The organism is Pantoea sp. Morm (assembly GCF_016643525.1).
In the GTDB taxonomy this organism is placed as follows: domain Bacteria; phylum Pseudomonadota; class Gammaproteobacteria; order Enterobacterales; family Enterobacteriaceae; genus Pantoea; species Pantoea dispersa.
In genome coordinates this window covers 1-26430 of the sequence record NZ_VOQX01000050.1, presented here as the reverse complement: position 1 = coordinate 26430, position 26430 = coordinate 1, and the positions used below count along the sequence as shown (strand labels likewise).

The following is a 26430-nucleotide window of genomic DNA, read 5'->3' as shown; positions in this document are numbered from 1 at the left end:
CAGGTGCTCCGTTGTGGTCAGATGTCTGGATAAGTGGTTGCCTCAACGCAACCGCGAGCCACAACACTAGAGCGGGAAGATGACAGGAATGCTATCGTGTTGCTCCACCGGGAGATCTTCAGGAGAAAATGGAATGAAAGCGTCCCTGCCGTTATTAGCCTTGCTATTCAGTACCGCCCCCGCCTTTGCCGCCCTGCCGCCCGACATCAAAGCTGGAGAAATTGTGCAGGTCGAACTGGCGCAGCTGCATCCCACTCAGGCCGCCATTGGTTATCGCCAGCTGGATTACAAGCAGCATCGTTATCAGGCCGATCCGGAAAAGCTGTTTGATGACTATTGCGAAAGCATGGGACAAAAAGGGGTGAAAAGTTTCACGCCGCGCTCCACCCTGCGCGATCCGGCCAGTTTCAGCTGTAAGGCGCCGGTCGGCAGCGAGCACGGCCCGATGAAAACCGCGGTGATCGGTCCGGATAATCAACTGTACCTGACTGATGGTCACCATACGTTCAGCAACTTTGCTGACATGGCCGGCCTGTCAACGCCGGTGCAGGTGCGCATTACCGATGATTTCCGCCCGCTGAAAAGCCAGGCCGCTTTCTGGCAGAAAATGGCGGCGGCACATCTGGTGTGGCTGGAGACGCCAAACGGTAAAATCGCCCCTGAAGCGCTGCCGCAGGAGCTGGGTCGCCAGCATATGCAGGATGATGAGTATCGTTCGCTGATCTACTTTGTGCGCGATGTCGGCTTCGATAAGCCAGACAACCCGCCGCCGTTCCTGGAGTTCTTCTGGGGACAGTGGCTGAGCCGGGAACTGCCGCTGAAAGCGTTCAACCTGCGCGACCGCGACGGCTACGCCGCAGCGGTGAAAAAGGTGGCGGAGAAGATGGTGAGCGTGCCGAAGGATACGGTGATTGCGCAGAGTGATAGCGGTCCGCTGACGGCGCAGGCGCTCGGTGCCAGAGACGCGGTGAACCAGAAGGCGCTGAACAAGTTAAGCGCCGATAACGGTAAGCTGAGCTGGGCGTTTAAGCATTAAGCGTGCTGGGTAGTGTTGGGTTTATCCAGGTGCGCATCAATGCGCACCCGACAAAATCACACACCATTGTTGCTGGTGCACGGGCATGCGTCTTTCACCGTTGTGGCAGGGTCGCCATGGATGGCGACCGAAAACGGCGGTTATGCCAGCTCGCTGTTTTTAACATCCGCGGACGGTGCCAGCAGGTTTTGATCGAAGGCGCGCAGCGGCTGGCCGTGGCGAACGCGCTGTGGCCAGTCCGGATTGGCTAGCGCGCTTTTGCCCAGCGCCACATAATCTGCGCCCTGATACAACGCCATGCCGGCGCGTTCGGCATCTGACAGCGATCCGTTGATCACCACCGGCAACTGTGGCGCAGCCTGGCGCGCCAGCTGTAGCAACGACTCCGTCGCGTCCGCAAACGCCGGCTGCAACGCATCGTGCTCGGTCAGGTGCAGATAATCGATACCTGAGTCAGCCAGCAGCGCAAACACCTGGCGCGCTCCGGCAGCGCCCTCCTGCCATTTATGCGTAAAATCATTCACTTTCCCCTGAGAAATCCGCACGCCCAGCGTGACGTTGGCACCGATGCGCTGCCGCACCGCGGCGATCACCTCCCGCGTCAGCGTCAGTCTTGCGATAATATCGCCGCCCCAGCGGTCGCTGCGCTGGTTGGTGTAATCGGTAAAGAACTGATCGAGCAGATAACCGTTGGCCGCGTGAATTTCAATGCCGTCAAAACCGGCTGCCTCAATGGCGCGCGCCGCGCTGTCAGCAAAGGCGTCAATCACCTGCTCAATCTGTTCATCACTCATGGCGCGCGGCAACGGATAAGCGCCGTGGCCATGGTAAAACCGCAGTTGTTCGCCACGTGGCGGGATCGCCGAAGGCGCCAGCGTATCGCGCCGGTAAATATTGCCCTGCGATATCGCACCGGCGTGCATCAGCTGTGCAATGATTTTGCTGCCGTGCTGGTGCACGCTGTTGGTGATGGCCCGCCAGCCGGCGATCTGCTGGCGATTGACCAGCCCGGCCTGAAAAGCGTAAGTCTGTGACCAGGCTTCATCGATGTAGAGACCTTCGGTGATTACTGCGCCAAAGCCACCGCGGGCGAAACGCGTGTAGTACTGCTGCATACGCTCGCCCGGGACTCCATCCACACTGGCGGAGATGCGCGTCATCGGTGCCACCATCAGGCGATTGGTTAAATCGAGGTGGTTAAGCGTACTGCTCTGAAACAGGTGATTGTCGGACATTTGGCGCTCTGAAATAAATTATCATCAGGAGCCATTATAGTGAGTCGCCATTGTGGCAAAAATGACCGATTATGATACGTCTGCTTAACGGAAACCGTTACAATGAACTCCCGGGATATTGATGTTTTTCTGATGGTGTCGCAAACCCGCAGCCTGACGCAGGCGGCGCGGCGGCTCGGCACCACTACTATGACCGTGTCGCGCCGGCTGGCCTCACTGGAGGAGGATCTCGGCGTACGGCTGCTGCATCGCACCACGCGCGCCATTGCCCTTACCGATGAAGGCGAAGAGTTTCTTCCCTATGCCAGAACGCTGGCCGAGACCGAACAGAGCGCACGCAACCTGTTCGCGCCCGATAAACAGGGGGCCACCGGCCAGCTACGCATCACCGCGCCTACGGGGTTTGGCCGCCGCACCATCATTCCACTGCTGCCGTCACTGATGGAGCAAAACCCCGGGCTGCGCGTTGAGTTTCAGCTCAGCGACGATGTCACGGACATTGTCGGGCTGGGCTTTGATGTCGCGATTCGCATTGCCCCGCTGCGCGATTCCCGCCTGGTGGCACACCGTCTGGCCGACAACCCGCGCCGGCTGTGTGCGGCTCCGGGCTATCTGCAACGCTTCGGCACGCCGCGTCATCTGGCGGATCTGCATCAACACCACTGTCTGCGCCTGTCGAATGTGGTGCAGTGGAGTTTTATGGTGGACGGTCATCTCTCCAGCCTGAGCGTTGACGGACGCTTCAGCGGCAGCGATGTCGAAGGGGTGCGTGCGCTGTGCGTGGCCGGCAGCGGCATCGCGCAGCTTTCTGAGTGGGATGTGCGGGAAGAGCTGGCATCCGGCGAACTGGTGGCGCTGGAACTGGAGGACGCGCAGCCGCAGATGCTGGGCGTGTGGGCGCTGTTTCCCACCACGCGCCACCTGCCGGCGCGCGTCAGCGTGTTTGTTGCGGCGCTCAGACAGGCGATGCAACAGCAAAGCCGGCCCGGCGCGTGACGCGGGCGTACGAAAAAAGGCGGAGGGGTGAGCTCCGCCTTGTTTCAAGTTCCGGTCAGTGCGCCTGACCGGTCAGTTGCAAAAGGGCAACGATGATTTGCAGGATCACCCGGACCAGGTCCAGGAGTAATCGAACAAGTTCCATCACTTTCCTTCTCCTCTGACAGGAGCGCGCTGTTCAGCTTTCGGGGCCCTGACTCTACCCGCCGACCGCCTAAGCACATCTGTGAGGAGCGCTGAGCGGCACTCATTGTGAAAGCCACAGGCCAGCACCACCTGAAACCTGCCGGGGTTTGACTATCCGCGCCCCTGGAGTCATCAGAAAACAATAAGCATCCGCCGCGCTCAACACCTGTATAACCATACAGTATTTTAGCGAAACTTGAAATCTTTCGCTGCACATTTTATCATTCCTTTTGTGAGGAGTGCTGAGCACCCCGTTCCGAGCGCGGTTACCAGCCGGGTGACGAACATAAAAAAAGGATTTGGCGACCTGGCCAAATCCTTTTTTATTGCCTGCGATGACCCTACTGTGCGGCGCTGATACGCCAGATCGCGTTGCCGGCATCGTCGGCAATCAACACCCCGCCCTGATTATCCGTCGCCAGTCCTACCGGCAAACCGCGTACCTGCTTCTGATCGTCGGTGAGGAATCCTGACACCACCGTCTGCGGTTGCCCGACCGGTTTGCCGTTTTCAAATTTCACCCAAATCACTTTATAGCCGTTGAGCGGCGTGCGGTTCCAGCTACCGTGTTCACTGATGAAGGCGCCGCCGCGGTACTGCGGCATATTATCTGCGCCATAGAACAGCAGGCCGAGCGGTGCCACGTGTGAGCTCAGCGCATAGTCCGGCTTGATGGCTTTCGCGACCAGATCCGGCCGCTGCGGCTGCGCGCGCTCGTCGACGTGCTGACCAAAGTAGCTGTACGGCCAGCCGTAGAAACCTTTGTCCTGCACGGAGGTCAGGTAATCCGGCACCAGATCCGACCCGATTTCGTCACGCTCGTTGGCGATGGCCCACAGCTTGCCGCTTTGCGGCTCCCACTGCAGACCGGTAGGATTGCGGATGCCGCTGGCATAGATGCGGCTGGCACCGGTTGTGGCGTCCACTTCCCACACCGCCGCGCGGCCATACTCTGCGCCGATACCGTTCTCGGTGATGTTACTGTTGGAGCCGACACCGACGTACAGTTTGCTGCCGTCCGGACTGGCGAGCAGCGCTTTGGTCCAGTGGTGATTCAGCTCACCGCCCGGCAGCGACGTCACCTCTTCCGGCGGCGTACGGATTTCGGTTTCACCGGTCTGGTAAGGGAATTTCACCAGGCTGTCGGCGTTAGCCACATACAGCGTATTGCCAATCAGCTGCATGCCAAACGGCGCATTGAGGTTTTCGATAAACCGGTGCTGTTCCCACTTGCCGTTTACGTTGCGCAGCAGCGTGATGCGGTTGCCGCCCGGGCCACCTTTTCCGGAAGATTTCTGCACCAGGCTCATGATCAATTCTTTCGGTGCCGTGACCGGGTTTTTCACCCCGTTGGCTTCTGCCACCAGCACGTCGCCATTCGGCAGCACATACAGCTGACGCGGGTGCATCAGACTGGCCGGGATTTTCTCAATCTTCAGGCCGTCGGCCACTTTTGGTGTCTCGCCCTCTTTCCACGCTGTGCCTTCCGGCACCTGCATCGGCGGCATAAAGAAGTTTTTGGCCTGCGGCAGCTGCGGATCAGGGCCGATTTGCCGTTGCGGATCGAGGTCCGATCCGCTGTCGCAGGCGCTCAGCAGTACTGCAATCCCCAGCGCACTCATTACACGAAATTTCATGGGCGACCTCCCTGTAAACGACGCTCGCGCAGCGCCAGCTGCAGATTCGCTATCAGCAACACCACCACCACCAGGGTGGAGAGCGTCACGCCCATCGGCACCACCGCATAGGCATCGCGGCTGTGAATGAATGCGTTGACGATGGCCAGCACGATCGCCAGCAGCGACAGCCAGAAATGGGTCTTCTCTGCGGCAGGTGCGCCACGGAATAAATGAATCAGGCTGATTAGTCGCGGCACAATTGCCAGCACCAGCCCGATGGCGATCAGCCAGCTGGCGGCTTTGGTCCACATGACGATGAAGGTTTGCAGATAGATAATATCAAACAGCCAGGCAGCAAAGAAAAAGCCCAGCGGCAATGGCTCAAGCAGGGTAAACAGCGTCACGCCAACAACCGAGCGTCCCGAGGTATGGTACATCGCACTCTCCCTATCACAGTTTTTCCAGGCGAGAGCGATCCGGCCAGGCATCGCTTCGCACGCCTGAGAAATATTAGTAAAGATAAAGAGTCATGCGCACAGCCCGCACAAAAAGTTAACCGTGCCGACGGAACTGGTTCAGTTCCTGCGCGTCGTGGCTGCAGAACAGTTGCACCTCTTGCGCGTGCTGCAGTGACAGCTCACGCAGCCGCTGCTGATTGCTGTGCCAGGCGGCGCGGTCACTGCACATCAGGCGCTGATAGGCGCGCAGGCCCGGCGTACAGTGGCGCTGGCTGTGGTACATTTCACCGCGATAAAACCAGGCGTCGCCGCCATGCAGCAGCCAGCCGCCCTGGTGACGAATCGCCACGCCCGCATGGCCCAGCGTATGTCCCGGCAGCGGCACCAGCAGAATTTCATCGCTGAGATCGTCGACCGCCTTCACCGCATCAAAGCCATACCAGCGCTCGCCGCCGCTGGCGTAACCGCGCCAGCCATCGTGCGCAGTCCACTGCTGCGGGCGAAACCGCTGACGCGCCAGCCAGCTGCTATCGCCCGCCTGGGTTACGGTATCCAGCTCACGCTGCAGCAGATGAATGCGGGCGGCCGGAAAATCACTGATGCCGCCGGCGTGGTCAAAATCGAGGTGGGTCAGAATAATGTGGCGCACATCTTCCGGGCGAAAACCCAGCAGCTGAATCTGTGCCAGCGCGCTGAGCTGCTCGTTATAGCGAATATTATTCAGCGCGCGAAAAAAGCCTGACAGGCGGCGGTCAGGATGGCGCATATCCTGCGTGCCCAGACCGGTATCCACGAGGATTAAACCGTGACGGTCAGTTTCCAGCAATAAGCAGTGGCACACCAGTTCAGCAAACGGACCTTTGCTGAAACCATCGAATAACGCGCCACCGAGCGGGCACATGCAGCCACAGTTGAGGTGATGAATTCGCATTGTTCTCCCCCAAAAATAAAATGGCGCGAGCGCGCCGTTATTAAATGAATAAATAAAAAAGTGATTTAACATATATGTGCCATGATGATGGCAATTGCAAATAATCCAGAGTCATTCATTTATCGCTTTATTTATTACTTATTTAATTTCAATGCATTGAAATATTGAATGCGGATTTTTAATGAGCAAAAAAAATAACCGCAGCGCAAGGTTATTCACGCTACGGTTATTTATCGCGGTCGGTTAACCGTTAATGATTAATCAGGCAGCGCGTGCCGCCCACCACAGGCGCAGCTTCAGCCCCCAGCTGCTGGTCCAGCCGCTGCTGGTGCTGACCACCTTGCCCTGATGCAGCACGATGAACGTCGGCGTGGCGCTGATTTGCCAGCGCTGTCCCAGCGCCCCGCTTTCATCATTGACGGCGAATCCCCGTACTCCTTTTTTATCCAGCCAGGTGGCAACGCGCGCATCGCTGCCGGATCGCAGAGCCACACTGACCACCTGCGTGCCGTGCTGACTGAGCGCGGCCACCGTCGGTGTGGTGAGTTTGCACACGCCACACCAGCTGGCCCAGACGTAAACCAGCACCGGCCGCTGCTGGCTCAGCGTCGCCAGGTTCACCTCGCCCTGCAGCGCGCTGAGCGGCTGCCGGGCCACATCCGCGGGCAGCTGCGGTGCACGCAGCCAGTCCATGGCCAGCAGCAGCGCCGCTGCCATCAGCACCAACAGCACGCCTTCACGCAGCCAGCGCGTTACCCGGCTCATGGCTGAGCCTGCAGCGCACCTTTCACCGCGGCTTCCAGCTGTGCATAAGGCACTGCCCCGCTGATCAGCTGATTGCCCACCAGCGTGGCGGGCGTACCCTGCACACCCAGCTGCTGCGCCAGCGTCAGGTTGAGGTTAATGGTGTCGAGGCTGGCGGTGCTCGGCGCCGATAAGCTGATGCCACTTTTGTCCAGCGCGGCGGCGATGCTGGCTTCATCATGGTTGCCTTTCTTTGCCATCAGCCGTTCATGCAGCTTAAGAAAGTTATTCGGCTGCTGCTCCCACACCGTCAGCGCCAGACGCGCCGAACTGAGCGAACTTTCAGCGCGGTACGGCAGCGGCTTCAGCACCACGGCCACCTGCGGATAGTTGTGCAGCAGTTTTTCGATATCCGCCTCAAACTTTTTGCAAAAGACGCAGTTGTAGTCGGTGAAATAGACCAGCGTCAGTGCCGGTTTTTTGGCACCGATGCGCGGTGAGCCGGCATCGTTAAACAGCGCCGCGCGGTTTTTCTCTACCATCTGCGCAACCACGTTTTGCTGCTGGCGCGCGGCTTCTTTATCAAATGCGTCGGCGGCTTCTGCCAGAATCGCCGGATTTTGCACCAGGGTTTCGCGAATCAGCTGTTTGATGCGCGCCTCCTGCTCGGGGGTAAATGGCGCGGCGGCCAGGGCGGGTGCCGCCAGAAACATCAGCGAAAGTAACAGGGATTTTTTCATCATTTTTTTGCCTCAGAGAGTGTTGAAATCACCGCATCACGACTTAATAACGGCGATAAAATCTGGCCGTGCGGCAGTGCCGGGCCATAAATCTGGTTAAAGGGGATCGCTACGCGATCGCGGCGGCGCAGGAACTCGCCGATGGCCGGATCCGGTTGAGTCCAGTCACCGCGCAGCAGCACCACATCCTCTGCGCCGAGGGCGGCACGCACGTCAGGCTGATTCAGCACCCGCGATTTATTCACTTTGCAGGTGATGCACCAGTCAGCGGTGACATCGACAAAGACGCGCTTATCCTGCTCCAGCGCCTGATTGATGGCGGCTTCGGTCAGCGGTTGCCACACCAGCGATTCTTCTTCCGGTGAGAGACGCGTCAGCAGTAACAGCGCGCCCGCCAGCGTCACGGTAATGAACACCAGACCTGCCTGCGGCAGCGCGCGGCGTGCGATTAGCCAGCCCGTCAGCGCCAGCATAAGGATGGCCGCCAGCAGAATGGCGACGGTGCTGCCCCAGTGGGGAATCAGCAGCGTCACCAGCCACAGCGTTGCCAGCAGCATCAGCAGCCCCAGCAGCGTGCGCAGATGCAGCATCCAGCGCCCCGGACGCGGCAGGCAGCGCGCCATGCCCGGCAGCGCCGCAACCAGCAGCCACGGCAGACTCATGCCGACGCCGAGCGCGACAAACAGCAGCCACAGCTGCGGCAGCGGCGCGGTCAGCGCATAGGCGACGGCGGTGCCAAGAAACGGTGCGCTGCACGGCGTCGCCAGCAGCGTGGCAAAGGCCCCCTGGCCAAAATGCCCTGCCAGACCGGCACCGCCGTACGTCGCCAGCCGGGTAGTCAGGCCGGAAGGCAGGCGAAAATGCAGCAGATCGAACAGACTGGCGCTGAACAGGAACATCACCAGCACCATCACCAGCAGAAAGCCGCTGCTCTGAAACTGAATGCCCCAGCCCAGCGCCTGACCGCTGAGCCGTAGCACGGTCATCAGCAGCGCCAGCAGCAGGAAAGAGAACAGAATGCCGGCGCTGGACGCGAGAAACTGCTGACGCGTCTGGCGTTGCGTCTGTCCCTGCTGCTGCACCAGACTGCTCAGTTTGATCGCCAGCACCGGCAGCACGCAGGGCATCAGGTTGAGAATCAGCCCGCCGAGCAGCGCCAGCAGCACTACCGACCACAGCGTGGCGTTCCCGGCGGAGGGAGAAAACAGCGGCTGATGACCAAGGGTCAGCTGGCTTTGCTGAGCGATACCGGCGTCAGCGATGACCAGCGACAGCGCTTTACCGCGCAGGTCCGGCGCAGCCTCGCCCCATTCATCGGTCACCGCCACGCGGGCAGTCAGCGTCTCGCCCTGCACGCTGATTTGCGGCGCCGCCAGCATGCTGCCCTGCGGATAATCAAAGAACAGTTCCGGCTGCTGCCAGCCCTGCTGACGCTGCGCCCGGATTTGCAGCGTGCCATCAACGAAGCTGGCATCAAGCTGATCGGTCAGCCCGCTGTCAGCCGGGATCTGCCCCATCGCCTGGGCGAAATCACGTGCAAAAGCCGGACTGGCGGGTTGCGAGAGATCGAGCTGGAACGGAAAATCCGTCAGGATGCAGACGTCGCTACAGGTGGACAGCGTCAGCGTGCCGGCCAGCGTGCCCTGCGGGGCAGATTCGAGCACGATGGGCAGCGTAACGTTGCCTTTGTAGCCCTGCGTAGTGAGGCCGCTGACGTCAAAGCGCGCTGGCACTGGCCACGACCAGCGGGCGTTGACATCCGGCGTTTGCCAGCGGATTTCCGGCGCGACGCCGCCTTCGCCCGGCGAGCGCCAGTAGGTTTTCCAGCCCGGCTGCAGGCGAATATCCAGTAGCAGTTGCAGGTGATCGCCCTGCGGCGCAGCGCGCAGGCGCACTTCGGCGTGGCTGTTTTGCGCATTGCGCAGCCAGCCGGTATCGGCGGCTTGCACGCTCAGCGCGCAGCTCGCCACGAGGAGCAGCAGGCTCCTGATCAGGAATGTCATAATCGTTTCTCCGGTGAATAACAGGGTTTACGCGGTGGATCGCGTGGTGTTATTCCCGGAAGACGCAGAGCGTGAGATGGCGCCGTCGCAGCGGCACAAACAGCGGTTCACGCCGACAGACAGTGGCAGACGAGGTCTGGAAGAGCGTGGCGATCAACGCCAGCAGCAGTACGAGGAATGGCAGCGCGGTATCGAGCAGCGGCGCGCTGCCGCTGAGTGACTTAGCGCCCAGCGCACAGGGTTTATCACTGCTGGCACCGTCATCAACGGCGGCGCTGTGAACAGTAATGCTAACGACAGGCTGAGTCGGGAGATTGAAGCTGCGCTGGACGAGACAAAATGCCAGCACCAGACAAACCAGTGCCAGAATCCATTTTGCGCGTTGGGGCGATATCGTCATGCCACAGCCTCAGAGAAAAGTGCGGCCAGTTTATGCAAAAGCAGCAGAAACACCAACCCCTGCTGTGTAAACTTTTGTCTTTATGCCAGCGGGATCGTGCTGACTGCAGAGAGGGAGAAATTATTTACGTTGATTAATCAGCAAGCGCCAGCGGCGGCGTTCGCGCAGCAGGCGCTGATGCACCCGCTGCAGCTGGGGTAACGTGAGCGCGGCGACCGCTTCTGGCGTAAGCACCGGCAGTCCCTGCTGTTTTCGCAGTGCCTCACTGGCGGCGTCGGCGTTCTGGTATGGCTGGCACTGCGCCAGTAGCGTCGCCTGCCAGCTCTGCAGCGTTTCATCGTTGATGGCGGCGAGTTCACTCACCATGTCGCGCAAAAACGCTTTGCAGTGTTGCAGCAGCGTGCGCCAGCCAATGGACGGTGATTGCAGCGCCAGCTGCAGTCCATCCACATCCGCCACGCGCTGGTAGCGCGCTGACACCACATAGCCAATCTGTTGCTCAACCCGCAGGCGCTGAAAGAAGCGTGGTTCAAACATCAGCGCCAGCGCACGCAGCGCCGCGAGGCTGGCATCATCGGCAGCGGGCAGCGGAATAAACAGCAACAAGGCCTGATCGTTCGCCGCACAGCGCAGCGCGCTGACGCCGTGCTGCAGCGCCGCCGCGCACGCCGGCGCAGGCTGCGTCTGAACCACCTCGCTCAGCCCGTGCGCGGCGTGCTGACTGACGCTTTCGCTGTGGCCGCACCAGGCGGCCTGCCATGCAGGATGCGCAGCCGGGGCCAGCAGCTGCTGCGGTAGTGCTTCCAGCAACTGACGAATCACAATACTTTGTGCAGCACGGTGCGGTTGCGGCTGCACCGGCGCATTCAGCGCCGCCAGCACGCCAGGCAGCTGTTGCAGCGCGGGCTTTGCATTGTCAGGCAGATCAATCACCAGTTGCCAGACGCCCTGCTGCTGTTGCCAGCGTCCGCTGCCACCGGCATGGCGCAGCGCAGCCAGCCGTGGGCGCAGCTGCTGCTGCCAGCTTAGGGCCGCCTCGTCACTCAGGGTGTGATAAAACGCCGGGCGCACCAGCAGCGTTTCCCACGGCTGCACCGGATTTGCGCGCAGCAACGGCGCGCAATTTACCGGGAGTTCCGGCAAATGCAGGACGTCAGCGCACGAATAAAATGACCAGTTAACCGGCGCAACCGGGCCAGCCGCGGTCTGTAGCCATGGTGCGCGCTGCAGGCAGAATCCCTGCGTGGTATAAGGCACGGCGGACAGCTGTCGCTGCGTCAGCAGCCGCGTGCAAGAGGCCTGTGGCAGCGCGACGATGAAACCGGTGAAATCTGCGGGAACGTCAGCTGACGGCGCCGATCCCAGCGCCCGTCCGCGCAGCTGCGTCAGCGGCGACAGCGCAGCGAAATCCTGCTGTGCCAGTTGCAAATAGTGGCGATGTTGCGCTGGCGTGGCGGCGCGCACCGCACGCAGATGCTGCCAGAAGAGCTGTTCAATGCGTCTTGCCGCCGACGCTGACAGCGCTGGTGCACTGAAGCGCAACGCCAGCCAGCTATGATCGGCATTCTGCCACAGCCATTCACACTGCAGCGATGCGCACAATTGCTCGCTGCGCAGCTGCGCCATCAGGCTGCCAGGGGCTTCATCCTGCCAGAAAGCCTCCAGCAATGTGACATTGTCACGCAAAGCGTTCTCTTCGCCGGTGATAAACAGGCTAAGCCAGAATGACTCTTCATCGGGAAGCTGGATGACCGTTTCAACTGGCTCCGGCAAGGAAATGGCTGGCAATAAGGAGTACGCCGCACCGCCTGGCTGGCGAACAGCAAACGCCTCGGCCAGCTGCTGTAATTCATCCAGCGATTGCGGTCCGCTCAGCCACAGCTGCTGGTTGGCGGCGACAAAATGCTGCTGATGAAACAGCCGCAGCGCCTGCTGCAGCTCCGTTACGTTGTCACTAAAACACGCTGCACTCCCGACGCGAAAGCGGCGCAGTGCGCCACCGGCCGCGTCGAGCAGCGCTGCTTCACTCAGCGTCTCGGCATGATGCCGCAGCAGCTGATATTCTGCCTCAATGACCGCCGCTTCCTGCGTAATCGCCGTACCGGTCAGCAAGGGCGCAGCCAGCATATCTGCCAGCCTTGCCACGCCCGCCGCCAGCGCCAGCGCCGGCAGCTGGAAGAACCAGGCACTGCGGCTGAGTTGCGTGGTGGCATTCACCTGACCACCCTGCTGCTGCAGCCACGGCATCAGGCGCTCATCGCCGGTAAAGCCCGCGCTGCCGCAAAACAGCAGATGTTCCAGCAGATGCGCCAGGCCGGGCCAGCGATCGGGTTCGTGCAGGCTGCCTGCGCCGACGCGCACCAGCGCCGCGCTTTCCCGCGCGTCGGGCTGGTGCGACAGATGACAGCGCAGACCGTTGGCCAGCATCAGGCTGCGTTCGCACATCAGGTGACCCGCTGTTTGAAAATCAGCTCAGAATTGCTGCGGTTGCGGAACTGCAGCTGGGCGATTTTGATATCGCTGCAGCTGGCTTCGCGGCGTGCCTCAAGAATTTTTCCGTGATGCGGCGACTTGCTGCACACCGGGTCGGTGTTATCGGCATCGCCGGTCAGCATGTATGCCTGGCAGCGGCAACCGCCGAAATCTTTCTCTTTCTCATCGCATGAGCGGCACGGTTCTGGCATCCAGTCGAAGCCGCGATAGCGATTGAAGCCAAACGAGTTGTACCAGATATCCTCCAGGCTCTGCTCCAGCACTGAGGGGAACTGCACCGGCAGCTGGCGAGCGCTGTGACAGGGTAACGCCGTACCTTCCGGCGTCACGCTGAGAAATATCGATCCCCAACCGCCCATACAGGGTTTGGGCCGCTCTTCGTAGTAATCCGGCGTGACGAACAACAGATTGGTGAGATTGCCGCTGCTGCCCATGCGCTCACGGTAGCGCGCAACCACCGCTTCGGCGCGGGCAATCTGCTCGCGCGTTGGCAGTAATCCCTGACGGTTAAGATGCGCCCAACCGTAGAACTGACAGGTGGCCAGTTCGACATCGTCCGCCTCCAGCTCGATACACAGATCGATGATTTTATCGATCTGGTCGATGTTATGGCGGTGCAGCACGAAGTTCAGCACCATCGGGTAGCCGTGCTTTTTCACCGCTTTTGCCATCGCCAGCTTCTGCTGAAACGCCTTCTGCGAACCGGCCAGCGCGGCGTTCAGCGTTTCATCACTCGCCTGGAAACTGATCTGGATGTGATCCAGCCCGGCGTCGGCGAAGGCGTCGAGCTTTTTCTCCGTCAGGCCAATGCCGGAGGTGATCAGGTTGGTGTAAAAGCCCAGATCGCGCGCGGCGCGAATCAGCTCCGGCAGATCTTTGCGCGTCAGCGGTTCACCACCGGAAAAGCCCAGCTGCACGCTGCCCATGGCGCGAGCCTGACGGAACACCTCGATCCACTGTTCGGTGCTCAGCTCTTGTTCCTGCTGCGAAAAATCCAGCGGGTTCGAGCAGTAAGGGCACTGCAGCGGGCAGCGATAAGTCAGCTCCGCAAGCAGCCACAGCGGCGCATTCACGCCAGGTTTATTCGGGTTCACGACACTGGATCCACTTCTGTTCAATGGCCGATTGGAGGAAGTCTTTGACGTCATCATCGACGCCGCCCGCCTCCGGAAAACGCGCATTGAGCGTGGCGATAATGGTCGCCACATCCTGCTTGCCGGTCACCAGTTCCAGAATGGCGGCAGCGGTTTCATTCAGCTTCGCCATCCCTTCCGGGTAAAGCACCACGTGGCTGTCCTGCGCGGCTTCCCACTGCAGACGATAGCCGCGGCGAAACGCCGGAATCAGAGTCTCTTTCATGTGATTACACCAGTCTTGTACTGTGCCAGGCGACCTGATCGGTCACCGTGTGGTACGGCGGACGCTGCAGCGCGTATGCCATGGTCATGGCATCCAGCATGGTCCAGAGAATGTCGAGTTTAAACTGCAGGATCTCCAGCATACGGTTCTGCTGCTCAGCGCTGGTAAAGACTTCCAGCGCCAGCGCCAGGCCATGTTCGACATCGCGGTTCGCCTGGCTCAGGCGGCTGCGGAAGTAGAAATAGCCTTCCTCTTTGATCCACGGATAGTGCTGCGGCCAGCTGTCGAGGCGCGACTGATGAATCTGCGGGGCAAACAGCTCGGTGAGCGAGCTGCACGCTGCTTCCTGCCAGTTGGCGCGACGCGCAAAGTTGACATAGGCATCAACGGCAAACCGTACGCCCGGCAACACCAGCTTCTCTGACAGCAAGACTTTGCGGTCGAGACCGACCGCTTCTCCCAGCTGCAGCCAGGCTTCAATGCCGCCTTCCTCACCGTTACGGCCGTCGTGATCGAGGATACGCTGTACCCATTTACGGCGCGTTGCCGGATCCGGACAGTTGGCCATGATCGCCGCATCTTTCAGCGGAATATTGGTCTGATAGTAAAAACGGTTCGCCACCCAGCCCTGAATCTGCTCGCGCGTCGCGGCACCGTTGTGCATCGCGATATGGTAAGGATGATGAATATGGTAATACGCGCCTTTGGCACGCAGCGCCTGTTCAAAGGCTTCGGGTGACAACGCCTCGGTAATGATCACGATGCGGACTCCTGCAAATGAATCGCCATGCCGTCCCAGCTCACTTCAATGCCCTGCTGCGTCAGGAACTGGCGCTGCGGCGAATGCTCGTTGAGGATCGGATTGGTGTTGTTAATGTGAATCAGAATTTTGCGTCTGGCCGGCAGCGCGGCCAGCAGCGCCATCAGCCCCTGCTCTTCCGCCAGCGCCAGATGGCCCATGGCTTTGCCGGTATTTTTGCCGACGCCCGTGGTCAGCAGCTCATCATCCTGCCACACGGTGCCGTCGATCAGCAGGCAGTCGGCTTTTTGCAGCCAAGGCATAATCACCGCATCCGGTTCGCCGAGGCCTGGCGCATACAGCAGCGTCTGCCCGCTGGCGGTGTTTTCGATAAACAGCGCCACGTTATGTCCCGGCAGCGGACGATCGCGATACGGCGAATACGGTGGCGCATTGCTGAGAATCGGAATGGCGGTGAATTGCAGGCTGGCGCAGACGCCAACGCGAAACGGCTCAAGCGGCGTGAGCGCGCGATGCTGCAGGCCGCCGTTCCAGTGCTGCAGCATCGTAAAAATCGGGAAGCCGCTGGTGAGGTCGGCATGCACTTCCGGCGTGCACCATACCTGATGCGGGCAGCCCTCACGCAGGCTCAGCAGACCGGTGGTGTGGTCGATCTGGCTGTCGGTCAAAATAATGCTGCCAATCGCCGTTCCGCGCAGCTCGCCGTGTTTCACCAGTTCCGGTGTGCGGGCGATTTGCTGGCTGATGTCCGGCGAAGCGTTGCACAGCACCCAGTCGGTACCGTTATCGCTGACAATGATTGAGGATTGGGTGCGCGCCTGCGCCTGGAGCGTGCCGTTACGCAGCCCGCTGCAGTTGGCGCAGTTACAGTTCCACTGCGGAAAGCCACCGCCAGCCGCCGAACCGAGGACTTTAATAAACATGTGAAGGACCGAAGCAGGAAAAGAAAATGCCCGCACGAACGGCGGGCAGGACGTCTTAACGGTTGGAGATGTACAGCGTTACTTCCAGGCCCAGACGCAGGTCAACAAACTCAGGTTTTTTCCACATAATATTCTTCCTCATAGTCTTAAAACGCAGAGCAGGCTCTGCTAAAAACATTGCGGCAGAAACAAGGCTTCCGCCAGCAATGGATAACGCGGGGCGATGTTGCGCCAATGTAGCGAGCAGATCAACCCTGATTGCGTAAGGAAATACACTTAGGCCTGCCAGATTTGGTGCAATACCCGCTGCCAGTTGCCCCAGGCAAGTTGTTCCAGCAATGCCTGATCATAGTTGAGACTGCGCATCAGCGCATACAGCCGCGGCAAACCGGTGACATCTTTAAGCTCTGCGGGCACGCTGATGCCGTCAAAATCCGACCCCAGCGCGACGTGATCGCTTCCCATAATAGTCATCAGATGCTCACAGTGTTTAACAATTTCGATCAAGCCGCCATCATCGTCGCGCTTACCGTCGGCGCGCAGAAAGGCGTTGCCGAAATTAATGCCGACCACGCCACCGCTATCGCGAATCGCCCGCAGTTGGTCGTCGGTAAGGTTGCGCGGCTGCGCGCACAGCGCGTGCGCATTCGAGTGACTGGCGACCAGCGGCGCGGATGAGAGCCGGGCCGTGTCCCAGAACGCTTTTTCATTCATGTGCGACACGTCGATCATCATGCGCTGCTGATTCGCCAGCGCGATTAGACGCTCGCCGTCGGCAGTCAGCCCCGGACCGCTATCCGGCGAACCGGGAAATGCGCCGGTGACGCCAGCGCCAAAGCGATTTTCCAGATTCCAGAACGGACCGATGCTACGCACGCCCGCCTGCCAGAAGGCGGCAAGATCGGCGCCGTCGCCGTCAAAACCGTCCGCGCCCTCAATGTGCGCCACCATTGCCAGTATGCCATCGCGCCGGCAGGCGGCGATATCGGCGGTGCTGAGGCAGAGGCGCGCCCGGCCGTCAGAACGGGCAACCAGCGTTTTCAGAATCTCCAGCTGCTGCCACAGGATCTCCAGCGGCTGCCAGGCTTCACTGGCCAGCTGCGGCGCCTTTTCGCTGACGTAGCGCTGCGGTGGCACAAACAGCGCAAACAATCCGCCGGCAAAGCCGCCCTGCTGCATGCGCGGAAAATCGAGGTGTCCTTTTTCGATACCGGTAAAGAAGGCGGCGGCTGGATCGTCGCGATGATGCAACCACAGGTTGAGCAACAGGTCATTATGACCATCAAAGGTTTTGATTAACATTGGGTTATCCGCCCGGGAATTCATGGCGTTATGCTACGCGTGTCGCGCAGGTTCGCCAAATACCGGCGCACAAAGCGTGTGTTCAGTCTGGCCAGCACAAAAAAAAGCCCGCAACACGAGGTGCGGGCAACGTAATACTGGAAGCAATGTGAGCAATGTCGTGCTCTTCTTCGGTAGAGCCACCGTCGAAGCGCAGAAGAATAATAATCATTCCTATTATCACCTGTAAAGCTCTAATTGAGAATTTTTCTCATTTCCACACTAAGGTTGTGCTTACCCCCGTCGCCCGCTGGGTAAAAAAAGCGCAGATGCGCGGCGGATTTGGGGAGTGCGCGTGCTTTGCGATACACTCTCGCTATTGCCCGAGAATCGTTGAGTTCTATGCCAAAATTATTCCCCGCGCTGCTGCTTGGTCTCAGCGTCCTGAGTGCCTCTGCGCTCGCCGCGCCCGCGGACTCTATCCGCCACAGCGGCTTTGTCTATTGCGTGAACGGCACGGTTAACACCTTCAACCCGCAGATGGTCAGCAGCGGGCTGGTGGTCGATACGCTGGCGGCACAGTTGTATGACCGCCTGCTCGACGTCGACCCTTATACCTATCGTCTGATCCCCGATCTGGCGCAGAGCTGGGAAGTGCGCGATAACGGCGCGACTTACCGCTTCCACTTACGCAAAGATGTTTCGTTCCAGCACACCAACTGGTTTACGCCGACGCGCAAAATGAACGCCGACGATGTGGTCTTTAGCTTTGCCCGCATGTTTGATCGCCAGCATCCGTGGCATAACGTCAACGGCGGCAGTTATCCCTACTTCGACAGCCTGCAGTTTGCCGACTCGGTGCAGAGCGTGAAGAAGCTGGATAACGACACGGTGGAGATCCGCCTCAACAGCCCGGACGCTTCGTTCCTGTGGCATATCGCCACCCACTACGCGCCGGTGCTGTCACAGGAGTACGCCAGCCAGCTGAGCGCGGCAGGCCAGCAGGAACAGCTGGATCGCCAGCCGGTGGGCACCGGCCCGTTCCAGCTGAGTGAGTACCGCACCGGGCAATATCTGCGTCTGGCGCGCAATCCGCACTACTGGAAAGGCGTACCGCGTCTGCAACAGGTGGTGATCGACCTCGGCGTGGGCGGCACTGGTCGCCTGTCGAAATTGCTGACCGGCGAGTGTGACGTACTGGCCTACCCGGCCGCCAGCCAGCTGTCGATTCTGCGCGACGATCCGCGCCTGCGCATGACGCTGCGTCCGGGCATGAACATCGCCTATCTGGCGTTTAACACCCGCAAACCGCCGCTCGACCGTCCGGAAGTGCGCCACGCGCTGGCGCTGGCGATCAATAACGAGCGGCTGATGGAGTCGATTTATTACGGCACGGCGGAAACCGCAGCCTCGATTCTGCCGCGCGCCTCGTGGGCCTACGATAATGATGCGCGCGTGACGGAATACAATCCGGCAAAAGCGCGTGAGGCATTAAAAGCGCTGGGCATTGAGGATTTGCATCTGCGCCTGGTGGTGCCGACCACCTCGATGTCGTGGAACCCCAGCCCGCTCAAAACCGCCGAGCTGTTGCAGGCGGATCTGGCGCAGGTGGGCGTGCGCGTCACCATCGCGCCGGTCGAGGGACGTTTTCAGGAAGCACAGCTGATGGCCATGAATCACGATTTAACCCTGACCGGCTGGGCCACCGACAGTAACGATCCGGACAGTTTCTTCCGCCCGTTGCTGAGCTGCGCGGCAATTCGTTCGCAGACCAATTACGCGCACTGGTGTTCGCCCGCGTTTGATGAGGCGCTGCAGCGCGCGCTGCTGTCGCAGCAGTTGTCGGCGCGTATCGACAGCTACGATCGCGCCCAGCAGATGCTGGCGCAGGCGCTGCCGGTGCTGCCGCTGGCGTCGTCGCTGCGCCTTCAGGCTTACCGGCACGATATTAAAGGTCTGGTGCTGAGTCCCTTCGGTAATGCCTCGTTCGCCGGGGTTTACCGCGATGAGCACGGCGAGGAGTAAGCATGATCATCTATCTGTTGCGTCGCCTGCTGTTGTTGATCATCACCCTGTTCTTACTCTCGCTGGTGAGTTTCAGCCTGAGCTATTTCACGCCCAACGCGCCGCTGGAAGGCGCCTCGCTGTTCGATGCCTGGTGGTTCTGGTTTAAAGGGCTGCTGCAGTTTGATTTCGGCGTTTCCAGTACTAACGGTCAGGCAATTGATATACAGCTGCGCGAGGTGTTTCCCGCCACGCTGGAACTGTGCGTGCTGGCGTTTATGCTGGCGCTGCTGGTCGGTATTCCGCTCGGCATCTGCGCTGGCGTAATGCGCAATAAATGGCAGGATAAAGCCATCAGCGCGCTGGCGCTGCTCGGCTTCTCAATGCCAGTGTTCTGGCTGGCGCTGCTGTTTACCCTGCTGTTTTCGCTGACGCTCGGCTGGCTGCCGGTTTCCGGCCGTTTCGACCTGCTCTATCCGGTGCAGAACATTACTGGTTTTGCCCTGATTGACGCCTGGCTTAGCCCTTCACCGTGGCGGCACGAGATGCTCGTCAGCGCGCTGACGCATCTGATTCTGCCGGTGATCGTGCTGGCCGTGGCACCGACCACTGAAGTGATTCGCCTGCTGCGCACCAGCACCAGCGACGTGATGGATAAAAATTATGTCAAGGCAGCGGCAACGCGCGGCTTGTCGCGCTTCACCGTGATTCGCCGTCACGTGTTGCACAACGCACTGCCGCCGGTGATCCCGCGTCTTGGCCTGCAATTCTCCACCATGCTGACGCTGGCGATGATCACCGAAGTGGTGTTCAACTGGCCCGGACTGGGGCGCTGGCTGATTAACGCCATCCGTCAGCAGGATTACGCGGCGATCTCCGCAGGCGTGATGGTGGTTGGCGGGCTGGTGATTCTGGTCAACGTACTGTCGGATATTATCGGTGCGGCGCTCAATCCGCTGAAACACAAGGAGTGGTATGCCCTCAGATAACATCTACGCCGAGAAGCGGCTGCCGAGTGCGTTTCGCCTCAGCTGGCAGCGCTTTTATCGCGATACCAGCGCCATGATTGGCCTGTACGGCTTCGGCATCCTGCTGTTTCTCTGCCTGTTCGGCGGGCTGCTGTCGCCTTACGGTATCGACCAGCAGTTTCTCGGCTATCAGCTGTTGCCGCCGTCGTGGTCGCGCTACGGCGATGTCTCCTTCTTTCTCGGCACTGACGATCTCGGGCGCGATGTGCTAAGCCGTTTACTGAGCGGCGTGGCGCCGACGGTTGGCTCTGCGCTGCTGGTAACGGTGCTGGCAGCAATCTGCGCGCTGCTGCTGGGCGTGCTGGCGGGGATTACCCACGGTTTGCGCTCGGCGGTGATGAATCACGTGCTGGATACGCTGCTGTCGATTCCCTCTCTGCTGCTGGCGATTATCGTGGTGGCCTTTCTTGGCCCGCGACTGGAGCATGCAATGCTGGCGGTACTGCTGGCGCTGATCCCGCGTCTGGTGCGCGAAATCTACACGGCGGTGCATGACGAGATGGAAAAAGAGTATGTGGTGGCGCTGCGGCTGGATGGCGCGCGCAACCTGAATATTCTGTGGAATGCGGTGCTGCCAAACGTTCTGCCGCTGCTGGTCAGTGAATTTACCCGCTCGCTGTCGATGGCGATCCTCGACATCGCCGCGCTCGGCTTTCTTGACCTTGGCGCGCAGCTGCCCTCGCCCGAATGGGGTGCGATGCTGGGTGACGCGCTGGAGCTGATTTACGTGGCGCCGTGGACGGTAATGCTGCCGGGTGCCGCGCTGATGGTAAGCGTATTGATTGTTAACCTGCTCGGCGATGGCATCCGTCGCGCCGTCGCTGCGGGAGTGGAATAATGCCGTTACTGGACATCCGAAATCTGACCATTGAATTCATGACCGCTGAAGGTCCGGTGAAAGCGGTCGATCGCATCAATCTGACGCTAAACGAGGGCGAAGTGCGTGGCCTGGTGGGCGAATCCGGCTCGGGGAAAAGTCTGGTGGCGAAAGCCATCTGCGGCGTGACCAAAGATAACTGGCGTGTCACCGCCGATCGCATGGTGTTCGATGATATCGATCTGCTGCGCCTGTCGCCGCGCGAACGGCGGCGCATCGTTGGCCATAACGTGTCGATGATTTTTCAGGAGCCGCAATCCTGTCTCGATCCTTCTGAAAGTGTCGGCCGCCAGCTGATGCAGGCCATTCCACGCTGGACCTTTAAAGGCCGCTGGTATCAGCGCCTGTGGTTCTGGCGCAAAGAGCGCGCCATTGAGCTGCTGCACCGCGTCGGCATTAAAGATCACAAAGACATTATGCGCAGCTTCCCGTATGAGCTGACCGAGGGCGAATGTCAGAAGGTGATGATCGCCATCGCGCTGGCCAATCAGCCGCGCCTGTTGATTGCCGATGAGCCGACCAATGCCATGGAGCCCACCACCCAGGCACAGATTTTCCGTCTGCTGAGCCGCCTCAATCAGAATAACAACACCACGATTTTGCTGATCAGCCATGACCTGCGCACCATGAGTCAGTGGGCGGACCGCATCAACGTGATGTACTGCGGACAAACGGTGGAAACCGCGCAGAGTGACGATCTGATGGAAACGCCGCACCATCCGTATACGCAGGCGCTGATCCGCGCCATGCCCGACTTTGGCCGCGCGCTGCCGCATAAAAGCCGCCTGAATACGCTGTCCGGCGCGATACCGTCGCTGGAACATCTGCCGATTGGCTGCCGTCTCGGTCCGCGCTGCCCTTACGCGCAGCGTAAATGCATCGAAACGCCGCGCCTGAGCGGCACTAAAGCGCATCTTTATGCCTGTCACTTCCCGCTGAATATGGAGAGCCAATAATGGAAACCCTGCTGGAAGTGCGTAACCTGAGCAAAACCTACCGCTACCGCACCGGGCTGTTCCGGCGCCAGCATGTTGAAGCGGTGAAAAACGTCAGTTTTACCCTGCGCGAAAAGCAGACGCTGGCCATTATCGGCGAGAACGGTTCGGGCAAATCCACGCTGGCGAAGATGCTGAGCGGCATGGTGGCGCCAAGCGAAGGCGAGATGCTGATCGACGATCACCCGCTCTCTTATGGCGATTACGGCTACCGCAGCCAGCGGATTCGCATGATTTTTCAGGATCCGTCGACGTCGCTCAATCCGCGCCAGCGCGTCAGCCAGATCCTCGATTTTCCGCTGCGGCTGAATACCGATCTTGATGATGAAGCACGCGAAAAGCGCATCATTGCCACGCTGCGTCAGGTCGGTCTGCTGCGCGACCACGCCGGCTACTATCCGCACATGCTGGCCCCCGGCCAGAAGCAGCGTCTGGCGCTGGCGCGCGCGCTGATTCTGCAGCCGAAGGTGATTGTCGCCGATGAAGCCCTCGCCTCGCTGGATATGACCATGCGTTCGCAGCTGGTGAACCTGATGCTGGAGCTGCAGGAGAAACACGGCATCGCCTATATTTATGTTACTCAGCATCTTGGCATGATGAAGCACATCAGCGATCAGGTGCTGGTGATGCATCAGGGCGAAGTGGTGGAGCGCGGCGGCACCGCTGACGTGCTGGCCTCGCCGCTGCACGACTTAACCAAACGGCTGATTGCCAGCCATTTTGGCGAAGCGTTAACCGCCGAGGCGTGGCGGCGCGAGCGTTGAGTGCTACAGCCGTAGCGGAAAACGCGGTGCGATTTACCCCATTTGATACAGACGTGCTAGAATCCGCACGTCGATTAACGTCGGTCGCACAATTTTTAATCATCGCGACCGCCAACAACAATGACCATAAGGATTACAGCTATGGGTTTTCTTTCCGGTAAGCGCATTCTGATTACTGGCGTTGCCAGTAAACTTTCCATCGCCTACGGTATTGCGCAGGCGATGCACAAACAGGGCGCAGAACTGGCTTTCACCTACCAGAACGACAAACTGAAAGGTCGCGTGGAAGAGTTCGCTAAAGAACTGGGTTCAGACATTGTTCTGCCGTGCGATGTGGCAGAAGACGAGAGCATCACTGCCCTGTTCACTGAACTGGCAAAAACCTGGCCGAAATTTGACGGCTTTGTTCACTCCATCGGCTTCGCCCCGGGCGACCAGCTGGATGGCGACTACGTGAACGCCGTTACCCGTGAAGGCTTCAAAATCGCGCACGACATCAGCGCCTACAGCTTTGTGGCGATGGCCAAAGAGTGCCGCGCGATGCTGAACCCGAACGCAGCACTGCTGACCCTCTCTTACCTGGGTGCAGAGCGCGCTATCCCGAACTACAACGTGATGGGTCTGGCGAAAGCTTCGCTGGAAGCCAACGTGCGTTACATGGCGAACGCGATGGGTCCGGAAGGCGTGCGTGTTAACGCCGTGTCTGCCGGTCCAATCCGTACCCTGGCCGCATCAGGCATCAAAGATTTCCGTAAGATGCTGGCACACTGCGAAGCGGTAACCCCGATTCGTCGTACCGTTACCATCGAGGACGTGGGTAATTCGGCGGCCTTCCTGTGCTCAGACCTGGCGGGTGGTATCACCGGTGAAGTGGTGCACGTCGATGGCGGCTTCAGCATTGCCGCAATGAACGAGCTGGAACTGAAATAAGTTCTGCGGGCGAGCCAGGTGCTCGCCCTTTTTATTTTCTCTCCCCCCTTATAGCCGCACGCTATTAATTATTCCCCATCATTCTTTTGCCGTGGACAGCCGTTCAGCGACGATAAGCTAGCCCTTGAGTGGCGATGCGCTTTTCAGATTTGCCCGTTGTGCACTCAGTCCGTTTTTTGCGAAAGGAATGACCATGGAACACCGCCGTTCTCCCGGCCATGACCACTGGTTTTATGAAAGCCAGACTCGCCCGCATACGTCCGCTACTGCTCCCCTGGTTCCCGAAGCCGCTCATATTGATGACCGTTTTCTGCTCGGCCTGCAGCAGGAAGCCAGCGCCCTGCAGCCGCTGCTGCAGCACTTTCAGCCAGTGCTACAGGCGGCACGTGACCTGAGCCATACCCTGCTGCCCGATGCGGTCAGCACCTCGCTGACCCATACACTAACGCTGTACGATCGTCTCAGCACCGCACTCACGGTGGCGCAGGTGGCTGGCGTGCAGCGGCTGTGCAATCACTACTCGGCGCGGCTTAATCCACTGCCGGGACCGGATTCTTCGCGCGAAAGCAATAATCGCCTGACGCAAATCACGCAGTATGCGCGCCAGCTGGCGATGCAGCCGGAGCTGATTACCGCCAGCAGCATCAGCGCGCTGGATGCGGTAGGCCTGACTGAACCCGATATCGTTACGCTCAACCAGCTAGTAGGCTACGTCAGCTATCAGGCGCGTGTGGTCGCCGCGCTTCAGGCGATGATGGGCTTGCCGGTGCGCTGGATCCCTGGCGTCACGCCGCCAGCCGACGCCGATGCGGCGCTGTTCAGTCAGGCTGCTGCCTGGCAGCATGCCATCAAGCCGGTTGAGCTGCGCTATGCCAGCGCTGACCAGCTGGCGGCGGTGACCTTTTGTCAGGGTATGGCCGGACTCGACGACGCTGTCTGGCTGCTGGTGCACGATGCCCAGGCGCTGTATGGCTGGGCGACGCTGCGTCAGCGGCTTGAGGCTTATGCTGGGGAAGAAGAACAACTGGCGCAGGCAGTCAGCGCGCGCGTACTGGGCTGCCGACGCCAGTTCGCGCAGCTGGCGAACGGCTGGCGCACGCGTCTGCTGCACGATGTGGATCAGGCCAGCGATGACAGCCTGACGCAGCAGGTAATCGCGCTAAGCGCCCAGCTTACCCGGCTGCCGGAGCGCTTCAGTGCTGCCCATCTGCAGCCGCTGTTAAACGCGGGCTGGGGCAGCGAGCGCCTGTTCACGCTGATGCAGGCGGTGGCATTTGCCAGCTGGCAGGATCGACTGCTGATGGCGCTGGGCGAAGCGCGCTAATCCGCCAGGTGGCGGCGTGCTTCGTCAAAGAAGTGCTGTGACAGCGGCGACGCCCTGCCCGGCTCGGCAATCACCAGCGCCGCCTGACGTCCCATCGGCGCGATATCAATTGGCCGGCGCGCCAGATGGTGCAGCATTTCCGGTAGCAGATGGCCACAGGGCGACACCATGACGCCCAGGCCAACCTGCGCACTCTGAATCAGCTGCATCACCGAGGCGCTTTCCACAATCACCCGCGGCAGCACGCCGGTTTCACGCAGCTGTCCGTCGAGGTAACGCCGAAAATAGCGCGTGGGCTCGGCCAGGCACAGCGGCTGGCTCGCCAGCGTGTGCAGCGACAGCCGCTCATGCTGCAGCAGCGCCGGGAAATGATCGGGATGGAAAATCGCTTCGACGCCGCGATCGTTGAGCAGCGCGGTCTGGAAATGCAGTTCCCGCAGTGACGTTAGCTCAAAAAAGCCGATACCGCCGTCCACGGTGTGGCTGTTAAGCGCTTCCAGCAGTTGATCGGCGCTCATGGCAGAAACGCGATAGTCGAGCTGTGGATAGCGCGCTTCCACCGCTTTCAGTAACGCCGGCAGCGCCACGCTGCACTGTGGCATTACGCCCAGCCGCAGCGTGCCGTTGACGCCGTGCTTAAGCGACTCCACTTCCAGCTTCAGTCCCTGATACACCGAAACAATTTCGCGCGCCCACGTCAGCACGCGTTCCCCTTCCGGCGTAAAGCCGTCAAAGTTGTTGCTGCGATTGATCAGCGACAGCCCCAGCTCGCGCTCAAGGTTTTTAAGCCGCATCGATAGCGTGGGCTGGCTGACGAAACTGGCCTCCGCCGCCCGGCCAAAATGGCGCTCGCGCTCCAGATTACACAGGTAAATCAATTGTTTGATGTCGATTTTGTTATCCGCCGTCGAATTTTAATCGCGTTATGGTAGCAAAACTCGTCACGCCCCAACGCGCACTCAGCGAAGAAATTTCTGCGTTGTCAGGCGGATTGCTCAGATGGATAGCGGGTGATGCATGCACGGAGACGCGGCGGGTCGCCACCGGTTGCGACCCGCATGATTAACGGTAACGCCCGGCATCAGGCGACGCCGAGCGCACTTTTCACCTCATTGGCGATCTTCTCGACCTGCGGCCCGTAAATCACCTGCACATCGTGCTCGCTGACGCGATTAACCCCGTTAGCGCCGGTCGACAGCAGCGTTTGATCCACCACTTCTTTCATCTCTTTGACCCGCCCGCGCAGGCGAGTGAAGCAGCAATCGACGTCCTCTATATTGGCCTCACCGCCCAGCCCGCTGATGATCACGCGGGTGCGTTCATCCGCCGCCACCTGCTGCGGTT

Annotated in this window: 26 protein-coding genes; 9 read left to right on the top strand and 17 right to left on the bottom strand. The window is 60.1% G+C overall.

Annotated elements, in window-relative coordinates; translation table 11 throughout:
• Positions 1–133: 133 nt before the first annotated feature.
• On the top strand, positions 134–1036 hold the full coding sequence (locus FT726_RS17105) for a ParB/Srx family N-terminal domain-containing protein (RefSeq protein WP_288422488.1): 903 nt from the start codon (positions 134–136) through the stop codon (positions 1034–1036).
• Between the two features lie 140 nt (positions 1037–1176).
• On the opposite strand, the gene FT726_RS17100 is transcribed toward FT726_RS17105, so the two are convergent.
• Positions 1177–2271: an NADH:flavin oxidoreductase gene (locus FT726_RS17100; protein WP_346303132.1), complete on the bottom strand. Its 1095-nt coding sequence runs from the start codon at positions 2269–2271 to the stop codon at positions 1177–1179.
• Between the two features lie 102 nt (positions 2272–2373).
• Here FT726_RS17100 and FT726_RS17095 point away from each other — a divergent pair, with 102 nt between their 5' ends.
• Entirely contained in the window at positions 2374–3267 is an 894-nt protein-coding gene (locus tag FT726_RS17095; protein WP_346303131.1) for a LysR family transcriptional regulator, read from the top strand.
• A gap of 527 nt (positions 3268–3794) precedes the next feature.
• On the opposite strand, the gene FT726_RS17090 is transcribed toward FT726_RS17095, so the two are convergent.
• The 14 genes from FT726_RS17090 to FT726_RS17025 form a co-directional block, all read right to left on the bottom strand.
• Positions 3795–5090, bottom strand: a complete 1296-nt coding sequence (locus tag FT726_RS17090; protein WP_346303130.1) for a sorbosone dehydrogenase family protein — start codon at positions 5088–5090, stop codon at positions 3795–3797.
• Positions 5087–5509, bottom strand: coding sequence for a DUF2231 domain-containing protein (locus tag FT726_RS17085; RefSeq protein WP_021505986.1), 423 nt, complete (start codon positions 5507–5509; stop codon positions 5087–5089). Before FT726_RS17085 ends, FT726_RS17090 begins: the two co-directional genes overlap by 4 nt.
• Positions 5510–5624: 115 nt before the next feature.
• Positions 5625–6461: an MBL fold metallo-hydrolase gene (locus FT726_RS17080; RefSeq protein ID WP_136547640.1), complete on the bottom strand. Its 837-nt coding sequence runs from the start codon at positions 6459–6461 to the stop codon at positions 5625–5627.
• A gap of 261 nt (positions 6462–6722) precedes the next feature.
• Positions 6723–7226, bottom strand: a complete 504-nt coding sequence (locus FT726_RS17075; RefSeq protein ID WP_058780533.1) for a thioredoxin domain-containing protein — start codon at positions 7224–7226, stop codon at positions 6723–6725.
• Positions 7223–7945: a DsbA family protein gene (locus FT726_RS17070; RefSeq protein ID WP_282995450.1), complete on the bottom strand. Its 723-nt coding sequence runs from the start codon at positions 7943–7945 to the stop codon at positions 7223–7225. The genes FT726_RS17075 and FT726_RS17070 overlap by 4 nt, the downstream gene beginning before the upstream one ends.
• Positions 7945–9948, bottom strand: a complete 2004-nt coding sequence (locus FT726_RS17065) for a protein-disulfide reductase DsbD domain-containing protein (protein WP_346303129.1) — start codon at positions 9946–9948, stop codon at positions 7945–7947. The genes FT726_RS17070 and FT726_RS17065 overlap by 1 nt, the downstream gene beginning before the upstream one ends.
• A 49-nt stretch (positions 9949–9997) precedes the next feature.
• Complete coding sequence (locus FT726_RS17060; protein WP_211726159.1) at positions 9998–10348, bottom strand: hypothetical protein; 351 nt, start codon at positions 10346–10348, stop codon at positions 9998–10000.
• Positions 10349–10468: 120 nt separating this feature from the next.
• Positions 10469–12793 (bottom strand): pyrroloquinoline quinone biosynthesis protein PqqF, encoded by a 2325-nt coding sequence (gene pqqF, locus FT726_RS17055; protein WP_346303128.1) that lies wholly within the window; start codon positions 12791–12793, stop codon positions 10469–10471.
• Positions 12793–13935, bottom strand: a complete 1143-nt coding sequence (gene pqqE, locus FT726_RS17050) for a pyrroloquinoline quinone biosynthesis protein PqqE (RefSeq protein WP_058758602.1) — start codon at positions 13933–13935, stop codon at positions 12793–12795. The genes pqqF and pqqE overlap by 1 nt, the downstream gene beginning before the upstream one ends.
• Entirely contained in the window at positions 13922–14200 is a 279-nt protein-coding gene (pqqD, locus tag FT726_RS17045; RefSeq protein WP_141495406.1) for a pyrroloquinoline quinone biosynthesis peptide chaperone PqqD, read from the bottom strand. The genes pqqE and pqqD overlap by 14 nt, the downstream gene beginning before the upstream one ends.
• A 4-nt stretch (positions 14201–14204) precedes the next feature.
• Positions 14205–14960, bottom strand: a complete 756-nt coding sequence (pqqC, locus tag FT726_RS17040; RefSeq protein WP_021505974.1) for a pyrroloquinoline-quinone synthase PqqC — start codon at positions 14958–14960, stop codon at positions 14205–14207.
• The gene (pqqB, locus tag FT726_RS17035) at positions 14957–15883 is read right to left on the bottom strand and encodes a pyrroloquinoline quinone biosynthesis protein PqqB (RefSeq protein WP_215800077.1); all 927 of its coding nucleotides are present in this window, start codon (positions 15881–15883) and stop codon (positions 14957–14959) included. The genes pqqC and pqqB overlap by 4 nt, the downstream gene beginning before the upstream one ends.
• 55 nt (positions 15884–15938) lie before the next feature.
• Positions 15939–16010, bottom strand: coding sequence for a pyrroloquinoline quinone precursor peptide PqqA (gene pqqA, locus FT726_RS17030; RefSeq protein WP_010617686.1), 72 nt, complete (start codon positions 16008–16010; stop codon positions 15939–15941).
• Between the two features lie 149 nt (positions 16011–16159).
• Complete coding sequence (locus FT726_RS17025) at positions 16160–17179, bottom strand: dipeptidase (protein WP_227746481.1); 1020 nt, start codon at positions 17177–17179, stop codon at positions 16160–16162.
• Between the two features lie 387 nt (positions 17180–17566).
• Here FT726_RS17025 and sapA point away from each other — a divergent pair, with 387 nt between their 5' ends.
• The 7 genes from sapA to FT726_RS16990 all read left to right on the top strand — a co-directional run bounded on the left by sapA (position 17567) and on the right by FT726_RS16990 (position 25086).
• Positions 17567–19189, top strand: a complete 1623-nt coding sequence (gene sapA / locus FT726_RS17020) for an ABC transporter substrate-binding protein SapA (RefSeq protein ID WP_058758605.1) — start codon at positions 17567–17569, stop codon at positions 19187–19189.
• 2 nt (positions 19190–19191) lie between these two features.
• The gene (gene sapB / locus FT726_RS17015) at positions 19192–20157 is read left to right on the top strand and encodes a putrescine export ABC transporter permease SapB (protein ID WP_346303127.1); all 966 of its coding nucleotides are present in this window, start codon (positions 19192–19194) and stop codon (positions 20155–20157) included.
• A complete protein-coding gene (gene sapC / locus FT726_RS17010) occupies positions 20144–21034 on the top strand; it encodes a putrescine export ABC transporter permease SapC (RefSeq protein WP_021505967.1) in 891 nt (296 codons plus the stop codon). The genes sapB and sapC overlap by 14 nt, the downstream gene beginning before the upstream one ends.
• The gene (gene sapD, locus FT726_RS17005) at positions 21034–22029 is read left to right on the top strand and encodes a putrescine export ABC transporter ATP-binding protein SapD (RefSeq protein ID WP_021505966.1); all 996 of its coding nucleotides are present in this window, start codon (positions 21034–21036) and stop codon (positions 22027–22029) included. The genes sapC and sapD overlap by 1 nt, the downstream gene beginning before the upstream one ends.
• Positions 22029–22832, top strand: a complete 804-nt coding sequence (sapF, locus tag FT726_RS17000; RefSeq protein ID WP_058758607.1) for a putrescine export ABC transporter ATP-binding protein SapF — start codon at positions 22029–22031, stop codon at positions 22830–22832. The genes sapD and sapF overlap by 1 nt, the downstream gene beginning before the upstream one ends.
• Positions 22833–22973: 141 nt before the next feature.
• The gene (fabI, locus tag FT726_RS16995; protein WP_021505963.1) at positions 22974–23762 is read left to right on the top strand and encodes an enoyl-ACP reductase FabI; all 789 of its coding nucleotides are present in this window, start codon (positions 22974–22976) and stop codon (positions 23760–23762) included.
• A 193-nt stretch (positions 23763–23955) separates the two neighbouring features.
• Positions 23956–25086, top strand: coding sequence for an oxidoreductase (locus FT726_RS16990; RefSeq protein WP_346303126.1), 1131 nt, complete (start codon positions 23956–23958; stop codon positions 25084–25086).
• On the opposite strand, the gene FT726_RS16985 is transcribed toward FT726_RS16990, so the two are convergent.
• The gene (locus FT726_RS16985; RefSeq protein WP_058758655.1) at positions 25083–25979 is read right to left on the bottom strand and encodes a LysR family transcriptional regulator; all 897 of its coding nucleotides are present in this window, start codon (positions 25977–25979) and stop codon (positions 25083–25085) included. The genes FT726_RS16990 and FT726_RS16985 overlap by 4 nt on opposite strands.
• A gap of 188 nt (positions 25980–26167) precedes the next feature.
• On the bottom strand, positions 26168–26430 hold a 263-nt coding region (locus tag FT726_RS16980; RefSeq protein WP_346303125.1), incomplete at its 5' end, for a glucose PTS transporter subunit EIIB.

Excerpts from the sequence above, each read along its gene's own strand:
- FT726_RS17105 (WP_288422488.1), top strand. The coding sequence starts at position 134 with ATGAAAGCGTCCCTGCCGTTATTAGCCTTGCTATTCAGTACCGCCCCC.
- FT726_RS17100 (WP_346303132.1), bottom strand. The coding sequence starts at position 2,271 with ATGTCCGACAATCACCTGTTTCAGAGCAGTACGCTTAACCACCTCGAT.
- FT726_RS17095 (WP_346303131.1), top strand. The coding sequence starts at position 2,374 with ATGAACTCCCGGGATATTGATGTTTTTCTGATGGTGTCGCAAACCCGC.
- FT726_RS17090 (WP_346303130.1), bottom strand. The coding sequence starts at position 5,090 with ATGAAATTTCGTGTAATGAGTGCGCTGGGGATTGCAGTACTGCTGAGC.
- FT726_RS17085 (WP_021505986.1), bottom strand. The coding sequence starts at position 5,509 with ATGTACCATACCTCGGGACGCTCGGTTGTTGGCGTGACGCTGTTTACC.
- FT726_RS17080 (WP_136547640.1), bottom strand. The coding sequence starts at position 6,461 with ATGCGAATTCATCACCTCAACTGTGGCTGCATGTGCCCGCTCGGTGGC.
- FT726_RS17075 (WP_058780533.1), bottom strand. The coding sequence starts at position 7,226 with ATGAGCCGGGTAACGCGCTGGCTGCGTGAAGGCGTGCTGTTGGTGCTG.
- FT726_RS17070 (WP_282995450.1), bottom strand. The coding sequence starts at position 7,945 with ATGAAAAAATCCCTGTTACTTTCGCTGATGTTTCTGGCGGCACCCGCC.
- FT726_RS17065 (WP_346303129.1), bottom strand. The coding sequence starts at position 9,948 with ATGACATTCCTGATCAGGAGCCTGCTGCTCCTCGTGGCGAGCTGCGCG.
- FT726_RS17060 (WP_211726159.1), bottom strand. The coding sequence starts at position 10,348 with ATGACGATATCGCCCCAACGCGCAAAATGGATTCTGGCACTGGTTTGT.
- pqqF (WP_346303128.1), bottom strand. The coding sequence starts at position 12,793 with ATGTGCGAACGCAGCCTGATGCTGGCCAACGGTCTGCGCTGTCATCTG.
- pqqD (WP_141495406.1), bottom strand. The coding sequence starts at position 14,200 with ATGAAAGAGACTCTGATTCCGGCGTTTCGCCGCGGCTATCGTCTGCAG.
- pqqB (WP_215800077.1), bottom strand. The coding sequence starts at position 15,883 with ATGTTTATTAAAGTCCTCGGTTCGGCGGCTGGCGGTGGCTTTCCGCAG.
- sapA (WP_058758605.1), top strand. The coding sequence starts at position 17,567 with ATGCCAAAATTATTCCCCGCGCTGCTGCTTGGTCTCAGCGTCCTGAGT.
- sapB (WP_346303127.1), top strand. The coding sequence starts at position 19,192 with ATGATCATCTATCTGTTGCGTCGCCTGCTGTTGTTGATCATCACCCTG.
- sapC (WP_021505967.1), top strand. The coding sequence starts at position 20,144 with ATGCCCTCAGATAACATCTACGCCGAGAAGCGGCTGCCGAGTGCGTTT.
- sapD (WP_021505966.1), top strand. The coding sequence starts at position 21,034 with ATGCCGTTACTGGACATCCGAAATCTGACCATTGAATTCATGACCGCT.
- sapF (WP_058758607.1), top strand. The coding sequence starts at position 22,029 with ATGGAAACCCTGCTGGAAGTGCGTAACCTGAGCAAAACCTACCGCTAC.
- fabI (WP_021505963.1), top strand. The coding sequence starts at position 22,974 with ATGGGTTTTCTTTCCGGTAAGCGCATTCTGATTACTGGCGTTGCCAGT.
- FT726_RS16990 (WP_346303126.1), top strand. The coding sequence starts at position 23,956 with ATGGAACACCGCCGTTCTCCCGGCCATGACCACTGGTTTTATGAAAGC.